Annotated in this window: 12 protein-coding genes; 7 read left to right on the top strand and 5 right to left on the bottom strand. The window is 36.6% G+C overall.

The window, feature by feature from the left end:
* Nucleotides 1-6 precede the first annotated feature (6 nt).
* Nucleotides 7-2,775: a hypothetical protein gene (locus tag QWT87_RS06875; protein ID WP_302715094.1), complete on the bottom strand. Its 2,769-nt coding sequence runs from the start codon at nt 2,773-2,775 to the stop codon at nt 7-9.
* Nucleotides 2,776-2,840: 65 nt separating this feature from the next.
* Complete coding sequence (locus QWT87_RS06870) at nt 2,841-6,503, bottom strand: hypothetical protein (RefSeq protein ID WP_302715091.1); 3,663 nt, start codon at nt 6,501-6,503, stop codon at nt 2,841-2,843.
* Between the two features lie 642 nt (nt 6,504-7,145).
* On the opposite strand from QWT87_RS06870, the gene QWT87_RS06865 reads away from it, so the two are divergent.
* Together QWT87_RS06865 and QWT87_RS06860 are read left to right on the top strand one after the other, a co-directional pair.
* The gene (locus QWT87_RS06865) at nt 7,146-8,681 is read left to right on the top strand and encodes a YifB family Mg chelatase-like AAA ATPase (RefSeq protein ID WP_302715089.1); all 1,536 of its coding nucleotides are present in this window, start codon (nt 7,146-7,148) and stop codon (nt 8,679-8,681) included.
* 155 nt (nt 8,682-8,836) lie between these two features.
* Entirely contained in the window at nt 8,837-9,175 is a 339-nt protein-coding gene (locus QWT87_RS06860) for a hypothetical protein (RefSeq protein ID WP_185208016.1), read from the top strand.
* 94 nt (nt 9,176-9,269) lie between these two features.
* Here QWT87_RS06860 and QWT87_RS06855 read toward each other — a convergent pair whose 3' ends face one another.
* The 3 genes from QWT87_RS06855 to QWT87_RS06845 all read right to left on the bottom strand — a co-directional run bounded on the left by QWT87_RS06855 (nt 9,270) and on the right by QWT87_RS06845 (nt 12,732).
* Nucleotides 9,270-9,746 carry a YdeI/OmpD-associated family protein gene (locus QWT87_RS06855; protein WP_302715086.1) on the bottom strand — a complete coding sequence of 159 codons (477 nt, stop codon included), beginning with the start codon at nt 9,744-9,746 and terminating at the stop codon, nt 9,270-9,272.
* Nucleotides 9,747-9,756: 10 nt separating this feature from the next.
* Entirely contained in the window at nt 9,757-10,434 is a 678-nt protein-coding gene (locus tag QWT87_RS06850) for a hypothetical protein (protein WP_302715084.1), read from the bottom strand.
* A 96-nt stretch (nt 10,435-10,530) separates the two neighbouring features.
* On the bottom strand, nt 10,531-12,732 hold the full coding sequence (locus tag QWT87_RS06845) for a S46 family peptidase (protein ID WP_302715082.1): 2,202 nt from the start codon (nt 12,730-12,732) through the stop codon (nt 10,531-10,533).
* Nucleotides 12,733-12,819: 87 nt separating this feature from the next.
* On the opposite strand from QWT87_RS06845, the gene QWT87_RS06840 reads away from it, so the two are divergent.
* From QWT87_RS06840 to QWT87_RS06820, 5 genes are all read left to right on the top strand, one after another.
* On the top strand, nt 12,820-13,254 hold the full coding sequence (locus tag QWT87_RS06840) for an META domain-containing protein (RefSeq protein ID WP_302715080.1): 435 nt from the start codon (nt 12,820-12,822) through the stop codon (nt 13,252-13,254).
* Nucleotides 13,255-13,976: 722 nt separating this feature from the next.
* Entirely contained in the window at nt 13,977-15,218 is a 1,242-nt protein-coding gene (hflX, locus tag QWT87_RS06835; protein WP_108410217.1) for a GTPase HflX, read from the top strand.
* Between the two features lie 3 nt (nt 15,219-15,221).
* Nucleotides 15,222-15,608 (top strand): hypothetical protein, encoded by a 387-nt coding sequence (locus QWT87_RS06830; RefSeq protein ID WP_268052191.1) that lies wholly within the window; start codon nt 15,222-15,224, stop codon nt 15,606-15,608.
* On the top strand, nt 15,605-16,234 hold the full coding sequence (locus tag QWT87_RS06825; protein ID WP_302715076.1) for a DUF4919 domain-containing protein: 630 nt from the start codon (nt 15,605-15,607) through the stop codon (nt 16,232-16,234). Before QWT87_RS06830 ends, QWT87_RS06825 begins: the two co-directional genes overlap by 4 nt.
* Nucleotides 16,235-16,261: 27 nt before the next feature.
* On the top strand, nt 16,262-17,548 hold the full coding sequence (locus tag QWT87_RS06820; RefSeq protein ID WP_302715074.1) for a cation:proton antiporter: 1,287 nt from the start codon (nt 16,262-16,264) through the stop codon (nt 17,546-17,548).
* The last annotated feature ends 7 nt before the right edge of the window (nt 17,549-17,555 follow it).

Here is a 17,555-nt window from a genome sequence, read left to right as displayed (position 1 = left end):
ATTATATTATTTTTTAAAAATGAATACAATATCAGTTACTAATTCTATATCTCCTAATTCTTCTATTGCATCAAATTGATCGTCAGCATTATACAACTCTACTTTCCCATAGCCCTTGCTTTTTGCCCATTTTCCTGTAAAAGTTTTAAGGGCGGCTTGTTCTAAGAGTTCTTTTGTAAGAGGTTTACCTTGTAGCATTTCATACCCAACATGAAATTTTAGAGTGTGTAAATTTACGGATTCTCCGCCAGGATACTCTACATAACTGCTGTTTTTTTGCCACTGTCCAAAAATACCATCCAATTCTTTTCCAGCGTCTTTTGTTAAGTTAGCAAAGCCATCATTAATAATAGTTTCACCCAGGCTAAGATCAGTTAATCCTGTTATTTTATTGTTTTGTAGCGTCTGATTTAGACCGTAAGGTATGAAAATATCTCCATAAAAATATTTTTTATCTTCTATAAGCGGGAAAACATTAGGATCTGCAAATTTTACCCTACACCTAAACTTGTCTTTCAGTAACGGTTCACTTTCATCGAAAACTTTTTTTGTATCATATCGAAAATCATGAAGCTCATAATAATATTCTTTTTTTCCCTTTCTGAGTAATTTACCTACGTAAGTTTCCCCCGTTTGAGAATGTAGAAACCTTATCTCTTTGGAAGATTGCTTTGCAAAAAAGAAGTTTTCCATTGCAATTTGCCCTTCGTTTTTATATACTACTAACGCTTCATCCATAAATTCTTTTGCAGCGGTTCTTTCTCCTGAAAAAATCTCTGCTCCTTTAAAGAAAACAGTCACACTTTTTTGTGAATCTATTACTCTTTCTATATAAAACAGTAGCTTTCTTCCTCCTTGTCCCAATAAATAAGCAGGCAAAACGTGAGGTAAAATACCAAGAGCACCAATAGTAAGGGGTTTATAGGTTTTTTGCGTTCCTTTGATAATTTTTACACCATCTATTGTTGCTTCATAAGGTTCAAAAGCAATTTTTTTAGCTTTAATAGCGGTGTTCAGCTCTTCTGTTAATCCTTTTACATTAATGAAATCGGTAACCAAACGTGCCCACATCGCATAATGTATATATTTGGTAACGACCGGATGATTTTTTCCAAACTCCGGAATCATAGTAGCCCCAAAGGCAGCATCTATAGTTACACCCGCGGTGGCATATGCGACACCAATTGTACTTCCTGCCTCTATCGCAGCCATTATTTCTCCAACCCCTATCAAACAAAAAGCGAGTTGAACAGTAACTTCTGCGGCGAGTATAGCGGTTTCCCAAGTTTCTTCATTATATAAAAGATATACAAAGCAGGCAGGGAGTAAATAAATTTCTCCTTTTTTAAGATTATATTTTTCAATATTTTCAACAGGTGTAATGCTTATAATATCCAAAGGATTACAGGATACCTGCTTTTGCAGATCTTCAGCACTCATATCAGACAAAAAAGGAGCTGCAAGAGTAGCTTTTCCTATTTTTACAAATAGATTAAGGTCTGTGATAAACTTCAGTTTGTTATGTACCGTATCAAATTCCTCAATATTATGATTTCCAAAAGTTCTGTTGTCAAACAAAATCTGTCTCCCAAATTCAAGAGCATCAGCGTATTTTTTGCCCATTTCTCCTTTTTTAATGTAAGTCATATAAACACTGGTGATAATGGTACAAACCTGTGAGAACGCTTTAAATTTTAGATTATTAAGTAAATGAAAAAGTTTTCCTTCCTGTTCCAGACATATGATAATATCGAAAAGAGCCTGTTTATCCGAGCAGGTTTTAAACAGTGCAGCAACAATATCCCCGTCATTAAGACCTCCCGATATGCTAAATCTTGGAAAAGAAGATTCGTCTTTTTCACAATACATTTCAATATATTTTTTTCTCTGATCAGGATTTAAACTGAAAAAAGGAGTATCGATAAACCATTTGAACATGCTTCCTCCTGCAGTAAGGTTTTCTTCTACAAAAGAATTCATATCCTCAATACTTTTAATTCCACCGTCTTTCAGAATTTCCATTTTCTTTTTATAATTCTTCAACTGAGTAATTAATTGTTTTAAATCTTGAGAAGAAAAGTCTCTGCTGTTGTTGATGTGAATGCCAAAATAATTGTAGGGATCTGCTTTAGACATAATCCATTCATTATAAGCGTATTTTTCTTCAGCCCGCATTTTGGCAATAGTTCTGTTGACCTCCTGTAAAAGTTTTATAATTCCCTTTTCTTTTAAATTTACCCTGTATTTCAAAACCTGACTCGGTACCGTAAATCTAGATTCCTGTTTAGAGTTTTGTTCGCTGGTGACAAATTTATAATCTTCGATAGCATCATTAAAAGCAGATAAAATCTCTTCATACGTAAACAGAAATGCTTCTTTTTTGTCGGCTATAATATTAGTGATGACATATTCTTTAAACGTCATTTTACGATCATATCCTTCAAATTTATAAACATTTTGTGATGTTAATGCTTCCAGATAATATTGTGACCTATTGGTAATAGCCATATACAGCTCATTTTTGCTTCCTAACAGATAGAATATCAGTAAATCTGTATTACTCTGGTTCTTTAGAAATACAGGATCATTATATTCTTCAACCAGTTTATTGATATCCCCATAGGGTAAAAATGTATGGAAGTAAGTAGTCCCATTTTTTTCATCAAAATGACCATATTTGTTTTTAGGTGAAATTCCCAAAGCACTTATTCTGTCAATTTTGGGTATTTTAACCGAAGTGCCCTGATGAACTCCTAATGCTTTTATTGATTTCATCTTTTTAAGTTTAATTGTTGAAAATAGAAATGGTGGAAGTGCTCCCACCATTTCGTTAACCTTTTTTAATCTAAAGTACTTTCCGTTTTATCCGAATGACTTAATTGTACGTCCCTGTGATCAAAACTTGTTTCTGTTTCAAGTTCTGAAGGATTTTCACAATTATCCGTGTCGGTTTCAGGGAAGATCGGTAACGGCTGGTTAACCGGTAATCCCGTAGATTTGTCCTGAAGAATGGTAAGCGTAGTAGGGACTCTTGTAATCCAGTATTTACCTTGTGGTTTTCCTGTAGGCTCTCTCATTTCATCTACAATACTCATATACATCGGATCACCAATTACTGGTACTTCACCGCCATTCCAGATTTTTCCTGTCGTCATAAAGAACTGTACTGCGTCTTCAAAACCCGGTTTTACGGTCACCACTACTCTCGCCATACCTGCCTGTAAGAAACTTCTAAACAAAGGATCTACGGATTCGCTCACATACATTTCCTGCCACATTTTGCGGTTCGCCCAATAGTATGGGTAGAAAGTATAATCCATGATCTCCCATTCAAATGCCTGTTCCATAAACTTCGCAAGAGCAGTATATTTATCCAGATTCTCATTAAGGAAAACCTGGAAATTTTCCATTTTGTCTCCATCGGTAAAGTTTTGTCCTAACACATTCAGGTAATCCTGTAACAGATAAGCAATACAATTGTGCTTCAGCACATCATGCTCCATATATCGGTAGAAAGTCCCTTGCTTTTCTTTTGCAGCAGCTTCCTTTTCTTTCTGCTCGGCATCCAATCTTGCCTGTTCTTCCTGAAATTTCTTGTAAGCTTCTTCGTATGCTTTGATAATAGCATTAAAGTTTTCGGTTTGCCATTGTAGCATAAATGCATCAGAAAGTTTGCAGTAAAGAGTAACATTAAGAGTAACATCTTCAATATTTCTACCTCTGTACAAGAAATTGAAAGTTCCGGAAAGGTTTAACCCATTTTCCCAAACAGTATCCTGATTGATTCTGCCTCCAAAATTTAAATTTCTCTCTCCTCCTTTACCGTTGCTGCAATAAAACTCACTGTTATGCCATCTGGAATTTCGATCCATGTAATATTGGATCTTCATATCTTTGGCGGCATAATTTTGTGTGATATTGATTGATGTTCCTACTGCACCAAATGAGCCGGTTGAATTAGGTCGGCCGACAATTTCCTGGTACACTTCCACATTTTCTTTTGGAAGTTCGGTCAAAGTTACACCATAAATATCTGCCCAATGCTGAAGTAATTCTCTGGTTGCTGCTTTTGGACTTGCCATGTTCCAAGGTTCCGGAGCTTTTCTCGGGTCGACAGGAGCTGTAAGAACCTGGCCTTTAGATACTGCTAAAGCCAATCTGTGAAGTTTTGCCGGTTCGGGAACCATAAATTCAAACATGGTACGCTTGCCATAGTTGTAAATCTGGTTTTTCATCTTTTTATCGATCCAACGATATACTCCTGTAATATGTTGTGGAGGAATATTGGTAGTAAGAGATTTTCCTCGGTTATCAAATTCATGGACATTGGTTTCCGTGTATTCTTTGATAATTTTCTGTACCCTTTCCTCATTAATTTTGGTCAGAACTCTTTCCATTGCTCTTTCCGTAATCTCCTGAGATTTCGCAACAGCTTGTCTCGTACTGTCATGTTGAGCCGTATTGTTTGCATAATCTGCACCAATATCCAGTTTATACCCAGGATTGTAACTGAAATGTGCATAAGCAGTAATACTTTGTTGCTTATCCAATTCTTTCGCTACTTCTGTCTGCATATCTGTTCTGGAAGTTTTGGAAGTATCAGAAACTTTCTCTGTTTCTACCGATTTAGATGTAGTATCCGTTATTTCAGAATAATCTCTGGCAACAGAAGATTTATGTCTCAGTTCGCTTGCCATCACATTCTCAATATTGGAGACTTCTCCAGGAACATAAGCATGAACGCTTTGTACTACTTTCAGATAGTCGGCAATTCCCAATCTTTTGATTCCGAAGTTCTTTCTTTTTGAGGGTTCAGCAGATTCTTCTTCTCTTGGATTAGCTTTTACCAGTTTTAAAGTTAGCATTCCGGTATGAATCTCTCCATTGGCAATTTTCTGGACATCACCATAAGCTTCTCTCCCGTTCGCGAAGGTAATTTCAACTCTGAAATTGTATATACTGCTAAACTTATTAACCAAACTTGCAGGTAAGGTAATCTTGTTATCCACCACTGAAATATTGCCGTAATTTTCTTCAATATGCCCCAGATTTGTATCTGCGATAATTTTAGCATTCGCAACTTCCCAGGATATATCTTCCACCTCAAATGAAAAACTTAAGAAACCACGGCTAGACATCAATGACAGTCCATAGGTATTGGCAATAAGAGAATATGCCATTGGAGTTCTTGCTGTGTTCTGGATCACCGGAATAGATGCCCCTCCAAGGTTGACATACTGTTGTTGCGGCAAAGATGTGTTTTCAAGAGCCGTCTGAGTGGAAACTGAAATCTCCTGCTGTACATTCGATATAGCTTCATTAAAGCTTTGTAAACCACTGTCAATTTGCAAAACTCTTTCCCCGATACGCATTTCTCTGCCAGAAATGATTTCTGCTTTTCCTTCAATGTTTTCTCTTGAGGCATTTTCTGTATCAGCATCTGAAAACAACTCAATAAATAAATCAAATGATTCAGGAGACAATTTAGACTGAAGCTCTGAAATATCAATTTCATTTTTATAAGAGAATTCAAAGGCAGGCACTTCCAATTCTTTTAGACGCTCATGAAGCTTTTGTAATTCTTCTTCAGGAGCTTTTGTTTCTTCAAGCTGAACTATTTCTTCAGACAGTTTTGCGTATTCTTCCAATTGCGGCTGATATTTTTTTTGATATTCAGCATAGGTAACCTGTTCCGTTTTGTACTTGGAAGTATAATAGGATTTCTGAAGTTTTTCTAATTCAGAATTTAAATTCTGTAATGCTCCTTTTCTGTGAAGAGCTTTCTGGGCTACCAAAGCGGACTCTGCTTCATTAGTCAATCTCTGACTGGTAATTTTATTTACTATTACTGTAGATGCGGTTCTTGAGGCTACAGAAGATCCTCCTGAAACTGATTCATCTTCTACAAATAATTCTTTTGGAAGTACGATCTTACCGTTTAGCGCGTTTTCAAGAGGTTTTTCTCCATTAGCTTTTAATACATCCGCATCAATAGTCATGTTTTGAGCAAATCCTAAATGGATTGCTTTTAAAATATGGGTAATTGCCTCTTTTACATAGAAATCTTTCTGGGAAACCACCTGATAGATTAAGTTGTTCCAAAGAAGATCAAAAATCTTAAGACCTTCTCCGTTCAACTCTTTATTGGAATCGATTAATGTCGCATAATAGCTTTTGGTATATGCTAAATCCTGATCATTTACTTTTTCTTTTTTAGAAATCTTCCTTCCTATAATCAATAACTGACTAAAGATTCCTGTTTCAAGTTCTTTCTCTGTTTTGAATGAAGTATTTGCAAAATTCCCTGATTTCACAGCATTCTCCATTGCATTGATCTTAGCTGTAGAAGCAGCTCTACCAGATACAGCAGTATCGAAAATACCCGCAATTCCTTTTGGTCTGTGGATGAAGCCAAGATTTCTTCTTTTGGTTTCTGTAAGCTGTGGGTTTCTTAAACTCACGAATCTGAAAAGCGTCTGAGACGCATTGCTGTTTGTTGACATTTTTTGTAAATTTGTTTTGGTTTTATAAAGGTTAAGATTTGAAGCCTCTTTTTAGTAGAGTTACTTCAGGTTTTAGCCTTATTTTTTTAGGTGGTCTTCAGGCTAAATTATATCCACCTTGAGTTTTAAAGTCTAATTTCATTTCTGTGTTGTTTCTATAATGCAAATATCCATCAGGGAAGCGACAAAACTTGACGTATTAAATTCATTTTCAGATGTTTTTGTTATTTTTTTACAGTTTTCTGATAATCAGTAAGAAAGATTTACAGAATGTTTTTTGGAAAGGTTGAGAAAGAATTTTTAAACTTTAAAGTAAGCTCTACTTGCTATATTTAGAGCATATAAGCTATCTATCTTCTGATTTTTTTATAGCTATTTATATTGATTATTAAAACTTTATTAGAAAACCTAAACAGTAAATCATTAATTTAATTGCTGGAAATCAGCCTTGGTTTTTTTTCATTCTTAAAAATTTTAATTACAAAAAATATTTTTTTCGGCTGATTGATCTATTGAAAGAAAAGTCTGATCAAAAACTGAATATTAAGGGAAATATATTTTTACTTTTAAATATTCAGGTAAATTCTTTTAAGAAAATCATTATTTAAAAATTTTTCTACATTTACGGCAAACACATAAAAAATGCTGATTAAAGTCTATGGAAGTGCCATTCATGGAGTCGCGGCACAAACCATCACGATAGAAGTAAATGTAGATACAGGCGGAGTTGGCTATCATTTGGTTGGACTTCCGGATAACGCCATCAAAGAAAGCAGTTACAGAATTTCTGCTGCTCTGAAAAACGTCGGCTTTAAGATTCCCGGAAAGAAAATTACCATCAATATGGCTCCTGCAGACCTCAGAAAGGAAGGCGCCGCTTATGACCTGAGTATTGCCATCGGAATTCTTGCCGCTTCGGATCAGATTGTTGCCGAAAATATTCAGGAGTATGTGATTATGGGCGAACTTTCCCTTGACGGAACTTTGCAGCCTATAAAAGGCGTTCTTCCTATTGCGATTCAGGCTCGTGAAGAAGGTTTCAAAGGAATCATTTTACCAAAACAAAATACACGGGAAGCAGCAATTGTTAACAGTCTTGATGTTTTTGCCGCCGAAAATATTAAAGAAGTTATTGATTTTTTTAATGAAGGTAAACCACTCCCAAAAATCGAAGTGGATACCCGGAAAGAATTTCAGGAAAAAATTAATGATTTCCCATTTGATTTTTCTGAAGTGAAAGGACAGGAAGCAGCTAAAAGAGCGATGGAAGTTGCCGCAGCGGGAGGACACAACATCATCCTGATCGGACCACCCGGAAGCGGAAAAACAATGCTTGCCAAAAGAGTTCCGAGTATTTTACCACCTTTGACATTAAAAGAAGCTTTGGAAACAACAAAAATACATTCCGTAGCCGGAAAAATGGGTACGGAAACGTCACTCATGACGGTTCGTCCTTTTCGATCTCCCCATCACACGATATCAGATGTTGCATTAGTTGGTGGTGGCGGTTATCCGCAACCGGGTGAAATTTCACTGGCTCACAACGGGGTTTTGTTTCTGGATGAAATGCCGGAATTTAAAAGAACGGTTCTTGAAGTGATGAGACAGCCTTTGGAAGACCGCGAAGTCACCATTTCACGAGCCAGATTTACGGTAAATTATCCTGCCAGTTTTATGCTCGTTGCTTCGATGAATCCGAGTCCGAGTGGTTTTTTTCCGGATGATCCCAATAATACTTCTTCCACCTACGAAATGCAGCGGTATATGAGTAAGCTTTCCGGGCCGCTTCTGGACAGAATTGACATTCATATTGAAGTACAAAAAGTAGAATTTGAACAATTGGCAGAGCGCAGAAAAGGTGAAAAAAGTGAAGACATCCGAAAGCGGGTTCTTATTGCCCGCGAAACACAGAGAGAACGTTATAAAGATTTAAAAATCAGCTACAATGCTCAAATAGGACCGAAAGAAATTGAAAAGTTCTGCGAACTAGATGCCACATCTTTCAACCTCATCAAAGTGGCTATGGAAAAGCTTAATCTTTCCGCGCGAGCTTACGACAGGATTTTAAAAGTATCCCGCACCATTGCCGATCTTGAGGAATCTGAGAATATTCTTTCTCATCATGTTTCAGAAGCGATTCAATACAGAAGTTTGGATCGTGAATTCTGGAATGCCTGATCATACAATATTTCTTCATTTTAATTATAATTTTTGTGGTTTCGGGGCAGCTTCGCTGCCCCGAAACTTTTATTGAAATATTTTTTAATACGACAAGTTTTGTCGTTATAAACATTCATGTTTGCAAAAAGATCAAAATAAAACTCAAAATAGTAATGAAAACTGCTGTAGAAATTTCCGAAACAAACTCCAAAGAAAATCATTTCAAATCCATCGTTCTTCTTTCAAAAGATTTTGCGCCTCATGAAAGTTCGGTAGAAGAAATAGACACTGCCATTCTCAAAAATGATTTCGGAATCTTAATCATTAAAAACAGTAAGGATCAGACGGCAGAATTTTCATGGCAGAAAAATATTATTTCTTCCAATACGGAAAGTGGCTATTTTAAGGAAATAATGAATGATCTGGGAGTAACCGTTCATCATAATGAAGATTCTATTGCCATAATTAATGGTGGGGTTAAACAGTTTCTGACGATTCATTTTATGATTTAATTGTAAAAAATTTAGCTGAATAAAAAAGTCCGCCAAAATAATGAGCGGACTTTTTCATTTATGATAAGACCTTTTAAATGGATAACGGAACGTTTTAAATTCCTTTTTTTCCATCCAAAATCATCTGAATCATTTTCAGCTTTCTGTTTTCTCGTGTTTCTGGCTTTTTTGCTTCTTCAATCCAGCGGATATATTCCTTTCTGTGGGTATAGCTCATCTTGTCGAATAATACTTTCGCATCAGGATTTTCATTAAAAAGCAATACAATATCTTCCGCAATCTCCACTACTCTTTCTTCTTTGTCTTCAAGCAGATAAACAGAAACCTCATCACCGAAAGTTTTACCAAGTTTGTTTCTTATTTCCTGAGTTAAGCCTAAAATGTGACAGTCGGATTTCATTTTAGCGAGGCTTCCGCGATATTCCACACTATCATCAAAAACAGCTTTGATTTTTATCTGACCTTTCTTGCCGAATACCTCCTGTGTGAAAAAAGGAAATTCAACAAAAGCGGCATCCATTTCTCCGTTTTGCTTAATAACTACTTTAAATTGTACAGAATCTGTTTTCATAACTTAAAATTTAGCACAATAACCACCATAGATTGAAATCATCCAGTTTTCCGTCTTTAAAATAAAATATAAATGAATCCTCTATTTCTTTTCCCAACGGAATTCTGAAGCTCTTGATGTTCTTCTGATCGGTATCTTCTATTTTCAGTTTGGGAAATAACTTTTGAAAATCTTCAACAGTGGTTTCATGAGTAAGGATAATATGATGCGACTTGATCTTGAAACGGTTATTTCCGGATTTCGCACTGCTGAAAATAACCTTATGATTATTTGAAATAAATTCAGCATTGTTGGTATAGAAAGTGGTTATTTTACCATCAAAGTTTACAAGATCTTTTCCGTATGTTTTTTCCATCCACGTTTTATCAAGCCATTCAAAAGGGCTTCCGCAGTCCCATGGTTCCGTTTTAACAGAATCATTTTTTGGATGGAGTTTTTGGAATTGTTCCTGAGGTAAAACAATATCATTTCCATTCACCTGAACGTTTTCAATTTTCAGGAAATCATCTGTAAATGCTTTAGGTGTTTCATTTCCCGATATCGCTTCTTTAGGTAAACTGTCTTGTTTGATAATCGTTTGTAAAGAATCTTTTTCCTGTAAAGATTTTAAATTTTCCTTCTCTTTTTTCTGACAGCTCCATAATGCTAAAAACATCAGTAACCCTGTTAAGATTTTATCTTTCATCATTTAATAATATATTTTTTGATCGGGTTAAAATAGTAAAATTTAAGCATAAAAAAACCGCGAAAGTTTACTTTCGCGGCTCCCATATCTGTTTAAAGATTATTTTTTCTTTCCTTTTGCAGGAGTTGCTTTGGGCATTTTTGTTTTGGTGTCTGCAGGAGTGTTTTCGTCTCTTACCAATTGTAATTCGTCGATAAGTCTTCTTGCACCTGCGTATTTGTCGATTGTCCAAAGAACGAAACGAACGTCTACGTTAATGGTTTTCTGCCATTCCTGTTCGAAAACGATATCCCCACTTAATGCTTCACTGTTTCCGTCGAATGCAATACCAATTAAGTTTCCGTCTGCATCGATCACCGGAGAACCGGAGTTTCCTCCTGTAATATCATTGTTGGAAAGGAAGTTTACCGGCATATATCCTTTTGCATCTGCATACTGTCCGAAATCTTTCAGGTTGTAAAGATCGATCACTCTCTGTGGAAGATCAAACTCTTCGTCCCCTTTCTTGTATTTTCCTACAAGACCTGTCATATCAGTATAATAGTTATCGGTAATTCCGAAGTAGTTTCTGTCTGATCTGATCGGCAATTTATCTACCGTTCCGTACGTTAATCTCATGGTAGAGTTTGCATCCGGATAGAATTTTTTCTCAGGCATTGCCTTCATTAATCCCGCTAAGAATAATCTGTTGTTTTTAGCAAAATTATCATCAATTTTCACAAATCTTTCAGCGGAAGCTTTTTGATCTGCCATAATTCCGTTTGCAATTTTCCAAAGCGGATCTGCATCCAGTTTCAACGGATCCGGATTAAGCATAAAGTTTGTTGCAGAAGTTTTGTTTGCGAAGATGGAAGAATACGCTACATTCGAAAGATTTTTAGCATCCAGTCCCATAATGGTTTCAGAAGCTACATCTTTGTTTACTCTTGTCTGGTAAAGGTTTACCATAGAGTTCATCATTTCTCCTTCAAGCTTGATATTAATGTTTTCATAAGCAGATTTCAATGCTGCCTCTACTTTCGGCTTCATTGCCAGTCTTCCTGCCATATCCTGTTTTGCATATGCCTGAAGAACGCTTCCTACCTGTAATGCAAGTGTGAAATATTTAGAATTTCTGGAAAGCTGCGTCATGTACATTCTCTCCACATTTCTGTCTGAAGTCTGCTTGTAATAAAGTCCGATATCTTCTAAAACCGTTTCGTACTCAACCACATTTTCAGGTTGTACTGCCCAGGTTTTAAATCTTTCTTCAATCTTTTGCTTGTCTGTAATGGTTCCGTTTTTAATAACGGCATCAATTGTACCTTGTCTGTTTTTCCAGTAGTTCGCAACTGAGGCGTACTGAGAAGCGTAATTCAACTGAGTCCCTTTGTCTTTATCCATGTACTTCTTCATTACATCCATCGCTAATTTAGAAGCTTCAACCCAAGCCGGATAATCTTTGTTTACCATCTGCTGAATTCCGTAAGAAGTCAGGTAACGGTTTGTTCTTCCCGGGTATCCTAAGATCATAGAGAAATCTCCCGGCTTTACTCCTTTCAGAGAAACCGGCAAGAAATGTTTTGGTTTTAAAGGAACGTTGCTTGGAGAAAATTCTGCTGGATTTCCCGCCGCATCAGCATACACTCTGAAAACAGTAAAGTCTGCGGTGTGTCTTGGCCACTCCCAGTTATCGGTATCACCTCCAAATTTTCCCAGTGCAGAAGGCGGAGCTCCTACCAATCTGATATCTTTATAATCCTGATAAACGAAATAGTAGAATTCGTTCCCGTTGAAGAAGTCTCTTACAACTACTGTGTATTTTCCGTTCTCAGAGTTTTCAGACTGGATCGCTTTTGTTTCAGCGTCGATCACAGCTTTTCTCTCTGCAGCGGACATATTGTTGTTTAATTTAGCGTTGATTCTTTGGGTAGCATCATCCATTCTTACCAAAAATCTTACGTAAAGATCTTTTGCATTGAACTCGTCTTTCTGCTTCATTGCCCAGAAACCGTTCTTAAGATAATCTTTCTCTGGTGTAGAAGCTGCTGCTACAGCACCGTATCCACAGTGGTGGTTGGTAAAAATAAGACCCTGATTGGAAACAATTTCTCCTGTACAGAATCCTCCAAAGCTTACAATCGCGTCTTTTAAGCTTGAATTGTTCACAGAATAAATTTCTTCCGGTGTAAGATGCAATCCTTCTTTTTGCATATCTACCCCATTCAGTCTTTTCACGAGCATTAACAGCCACATTCCTTCATCTGCCCTCATCTGGACAAAACTTAAAAGGAAAGTGAATAGTAGTAATATTCTTTTCATTTTATAAAATAATTTTTGTGTCGCTAATTTACTAATTTTTTTACTGTCTGATGTCTGAGATGGTATGAAAATGGATTCCGGTGAATTATGAAAAAGAGATTCACTGCAATTTTAACATTTTTATGCCTGAGTTTTATCTTAAACTGCTCTTCCGTACCTGTAAAAAATCCACAGATCCAGAGAGAATGGATGCTGGTTTCTTTTAAAGATTATTCTAAAGAGGAATTAATAAAGAACAATGCAAAAATTGATCTTACCTCTGCTATTGAAAACGGAAAAATCAAAACTTCCGCCTTTATGGGGTGCAATAAACTGTTCTTTACATTTGAATTAAAAAAAGAGAATCAATTAAAAATTTCAGAAGTTACTTCAACAGAAATGGCGTGTCCGAATATAAAACTGGAAAACGATTTTTCTCAGAACATCAAAAAGATGAAAGATTATAAAGTGGAAGGACATTTTCTTATTCTAAATGATGATCAGGGAAATAGGATGAAGTTTATTGCGTCTGACTGGGATTGATTTCTTTGTTCTTACTTAATATCTTCGTCTTCATTTTATCTTGCTAAAAAATTTTTATCATTTTGCTTTACCCGCTTTTTTCGCTTAGCTGACTTAAAATTACCACAAAATGTCCATTTTCCACCACCATAAAAAATTCTGACCGGTTTTGACTGCTTTTGACTGCTTTTGACCGGTTTGAAAACCCATTTCTTCGGATCATGTTCGGGTCTTCTTCGGGTCGGCTTCGGAAAAATGGGATTTTTTCCGAAGGAATACCGAACAACAGTCGAAGGATTTCGGGAGAGTCTTATGAAAGTATTTTTGCTTCATTGTACGCTTCGGCTCCGCTCAGCGTACTTCAGTGCGACTTCATTGTAAACAGATTATTATAAATGAAATGTGTCATCGTGCGCTGAGCGGAGCCGAAGCGCACATCATCGTAAATAATTATTCCTAAAGTTGTTTAAGGACGCAATATTTTTTAACACGCTCTATCTATTTAAGGCGCAAAGATTTTATCTCCGGTAAAATTTTAATGCAGATATTTTTAAAGTAACCGTACGCTTCGGCTCCGCTCAGCGTACTTTAGTGTGACTTTATTTAAACAAATTATTGTAAACCAAACATTCACCATGAGCTGAGCGGAGTCGAAGCGTACACTATCCTCCCCAAAAAATTCGTTTTGGATTTTTTCCTGAAAAATAGTATCTTGTAAATCTCACAAATACAGACAGAATTTAATGCTAGAAAAGAAAGAACATAATTACGAAAAGGCAGTTTTGGTTGGGGTGGTTACACAGCATCAGGATGAGGATAAACTTCAGGAATATATGGATGAGCTGGAGTTTTTAGCCTTTACAGCCGGAGCAACGGTAGATAAACGTTTTACACAGAAACTCACACAGCCCGATTCCAAAACCTTCATCGGAAGTGGTAAAGCTCAGGAAATTAAAGAATACGTAAAAGAAAACAACATAGGAACCGTCATTTTTGACGACGAATTATCTCCTTCACAGCTTAAAAACCTGGAAAGAGAAATGGAAGTCAAAATCTTAGACCGAACCAACCTTATCCTTGATATTTTTGCACAGAGAGCAACAACCTCTTACGCAAGAACTCAGGTGGAGTTAGCTCAATATCAATATCTTTTACCCCGATTAACGAGAATGTGGACCCACCTTGAACGCCAGAAAGGGGGAATTGGAATGAGAGGTCCCGGAGAAACGGAAATTGAAACCGACAGACGTATTATCCGCGATAGAATTTCATTGTTAAAAGATAAGCTGAAAACCATCGATAAACAGATGGCAACCCAGAGAAACAACCGTGGAAAAGTAGTTCGTGCCGCTTTGGTAGGATACACCAACGTCGGGAAATCTACTTTGATGAATGCATTGTCCAAATCTGAAGTTTTCGCAGAAAATAAACTGTTCGCCACATTGGACACCACGGTAAGAAAAGTAGTGATCGGAAATTTACCTTTCCTTTTAACGGATACGGTTGGATTTATCCGAAAATTACCTACCCAATTGGTTGAATCGTTTAAATCTACCTTGGATGAGGTTCGAGAAGCCGATTTGCTGATTCACGTGGTAGATATTTCGCATGAAAGCTTTGAAGATCATATTGATTCCGTGAATCAGATTTTAATGGAAATCAATGCCCATCAAAAACCGATGATTATGGTTTTTAATAAGATTGACGATTTCAGCTATGAGAAGAAAGACGAAGATGATTTAACGCCATCTACAAAAAAGAATATTTCTCTGGAAGAATGGAAAAAAACATGGATGGCAAAATCCAAATATCCGACGGTTTTCATTTCGGCACTTACGAAAGAAAATTTCCCTGAAATGAAAAAGCTGATCTATGATGAAGTAATGAAAATCCATATTTCCAGATTCCCGTACAACGATTTCCTTTTCGAATATTTCGATAACGATGAGGAAGAAAGTGCAGAAAAAGATCATGAAGAGCAATAATTCATGAACAGGCTGTTTTCCAACAATACATTCTATTACTTTTTTCTGATCGTGGTAGGAATTAATTTTTTGGGAAGCATCGGAGGAATCAGCAAAGAAACAGATATTCTGATATTAAAGATTTTAGGAATGATAACAGTCGCAGTTTGTCTGTTGGCACTGTTATCATTCTTTACAGATCTTAAATTTAATCATCTTTTCTTTAAAATTTATCTCTACGGTAAAGGTTTGCTTTCTCCTTTTTGTTTATTGATTTATTTTCTTTACGAAAAAATAACCAACGACCTATATGTTTCCGGAACCTATTTTATGCCCGCTTTGTTCCGGCTGGTTTTAGGATTTGTCATGCTCGTTTTATACAACAAATACAAAATAGAAAAGAACCGATGAAACATTACTTTTTTCTCCTGTTTCTTCTGATTTCGCTTAGTGGTTTTGCTCAGAAATCAAAAATAGATTTCAAAGCGATAGAGAAAGACCTTAAAAGCGAAAAGTCTCAATACAACTACAACAAGCTGATTTTTAAATACAAAGCCTATCCGAAATCTTTAGATACGCTTGAAACACAGCATCTTTACTACGGAAGAAATTTCAGGGAAGATCTGCTCTTTACAACGGATGAAGCGTTTAAAAGTTTAGCCGATGCTTTCAAGAGCAATAATTTTCAGGACTGCATCAGACAGGGAAAAGCTTTGTATGATAAAGATCCTACCAATCTGGATATTCTGCTGATTCTTCTGAAAGCATATGACAGCATTAAAGACGGTGAGAATTTTCTGTATCATCTCAGTCAGTTCCGCGCGTTAACCGACGGAATGAAGTCTTCCGGAGACGGAAAAACAGAAAAAACACCCTATCTCGTGAATTCAGTAGGCGACGAATACATTCTGCTGAACATACTGAATCTCGGAAAAGAATATACAAGAGGATCAAAATCCGCAAAAGACGGAATTCTTGATATCTGGGAAAAAGACAGCAACAAAGTTTACATCAAAGTATTATATATCGATTATTAATCACAAAAAATTTTAAACACCAAATTAGTGGAATTATACTATTCATTTTCAGCCTTAATTGTTTTAGCATCCATATTTTCATACCTTAATTACAGATTTCTGAAGCTTCCGAGTACCATCGGAATTATGGTGATTGCCATTGTGGTTTCCATATTTTTAGTTTCCTTCGGAGAAACAGTTTTGCCAAGAACTTTCGGACATCTTCACAATTTAATGACAAGCATCGACTTTACAGAAGTTCTGATGGGCGCCATGCTAAATTTCCTTCTGTTTGCGGGAGGAATTCACATTAATATCGACGATCTCAAAGAGCAGTTTGTTCCTGTCGTTATTTTTTCAACGGCAGGAGTCGTGATTTCTACTTTTGTGGTGGGTTTCGGCATGTATTATCTGTTGCCGCTTGTCGGGATTTCTCTCCCTTTTATCTACTGTCTGCTTTTTGGCGCACTCATCTCTCCTACCGATCCGGTTGCCGTTCTCAGTATCTTAAAACAGGCAAATGTTTCAAAATCTCTGGAAACCAAAGTTGCCGGAGAATCGCTTTTTAATGATGGAATGGCGGTGGTGGTTTTCACAGTTGTTCTTCAGCTTGCGATTGGAAATGCGGTAGATCTTAACATCGAAAGTATTGGTTTGTTATTGCTGAAAGAAGCAGGCGGCGGACTTTTACTCGGGGTTGTTCTGGGATGGATTACTTCCCGACTGATGCGTGAAGTGGACGATTATATTATTTCCGTACTGGTAACGCTTTCTGTAGTGATGGGAGGTTATCTTATTGCAAGACAGATGCATATTTCGGGACCTTTAACCATGGTTGCAGCCGGATTGTTCATGGGGAATTTTAATGTAAGATTCAAAATGAAATCTGTAACACAGGATTATCTGATCAAATTCTGGGAACTTATCGACGAAATCCTGAATGCAGTTCTATTCCTTTTTATTGGCTTTGAATTACTGATGATCAAAGACTTAAGCCATTATATGATTCCGGGATTGGTTGCGATCATCGTTGTATTATTTGCAAGATTTATTTCAATTTGGGGACCTACTAAATTCATGTCTTTCAGAACAAGATTCAGTCCGCAAACGGTAAAAGTTTTGGTTTGGGGAGGAATCCGCGGCGGGGTTTCGATTGCTCTGGCTCTTTCTATTCCGAAAAATGAAAACAGCACGATTGTTTTAAGTATTACTTATTGTGTGGTTGTGTTTTCAATTATTGTTCAAGGACTTACGATTGCCAAAGTTGCCAACCCAAAGAAGATTGCAAAAGAAGAAGAGGAACAGGAAGGTGTTGCTTTACATAATGTTGACTAATCTATTA

The organism is Chryseobacterium urinae (assembly GCF_030518295.1).
Lineage (GTDB): Bacteria > Bacteroidota > Bacteroidia > Flavobacteriales > Weeksellaceae > Chryseobacterium > Chryseobacterium mucoviscidosis.
This window is presented reverse-complemented; position numbering and strand designations above follow the sequence as displayed.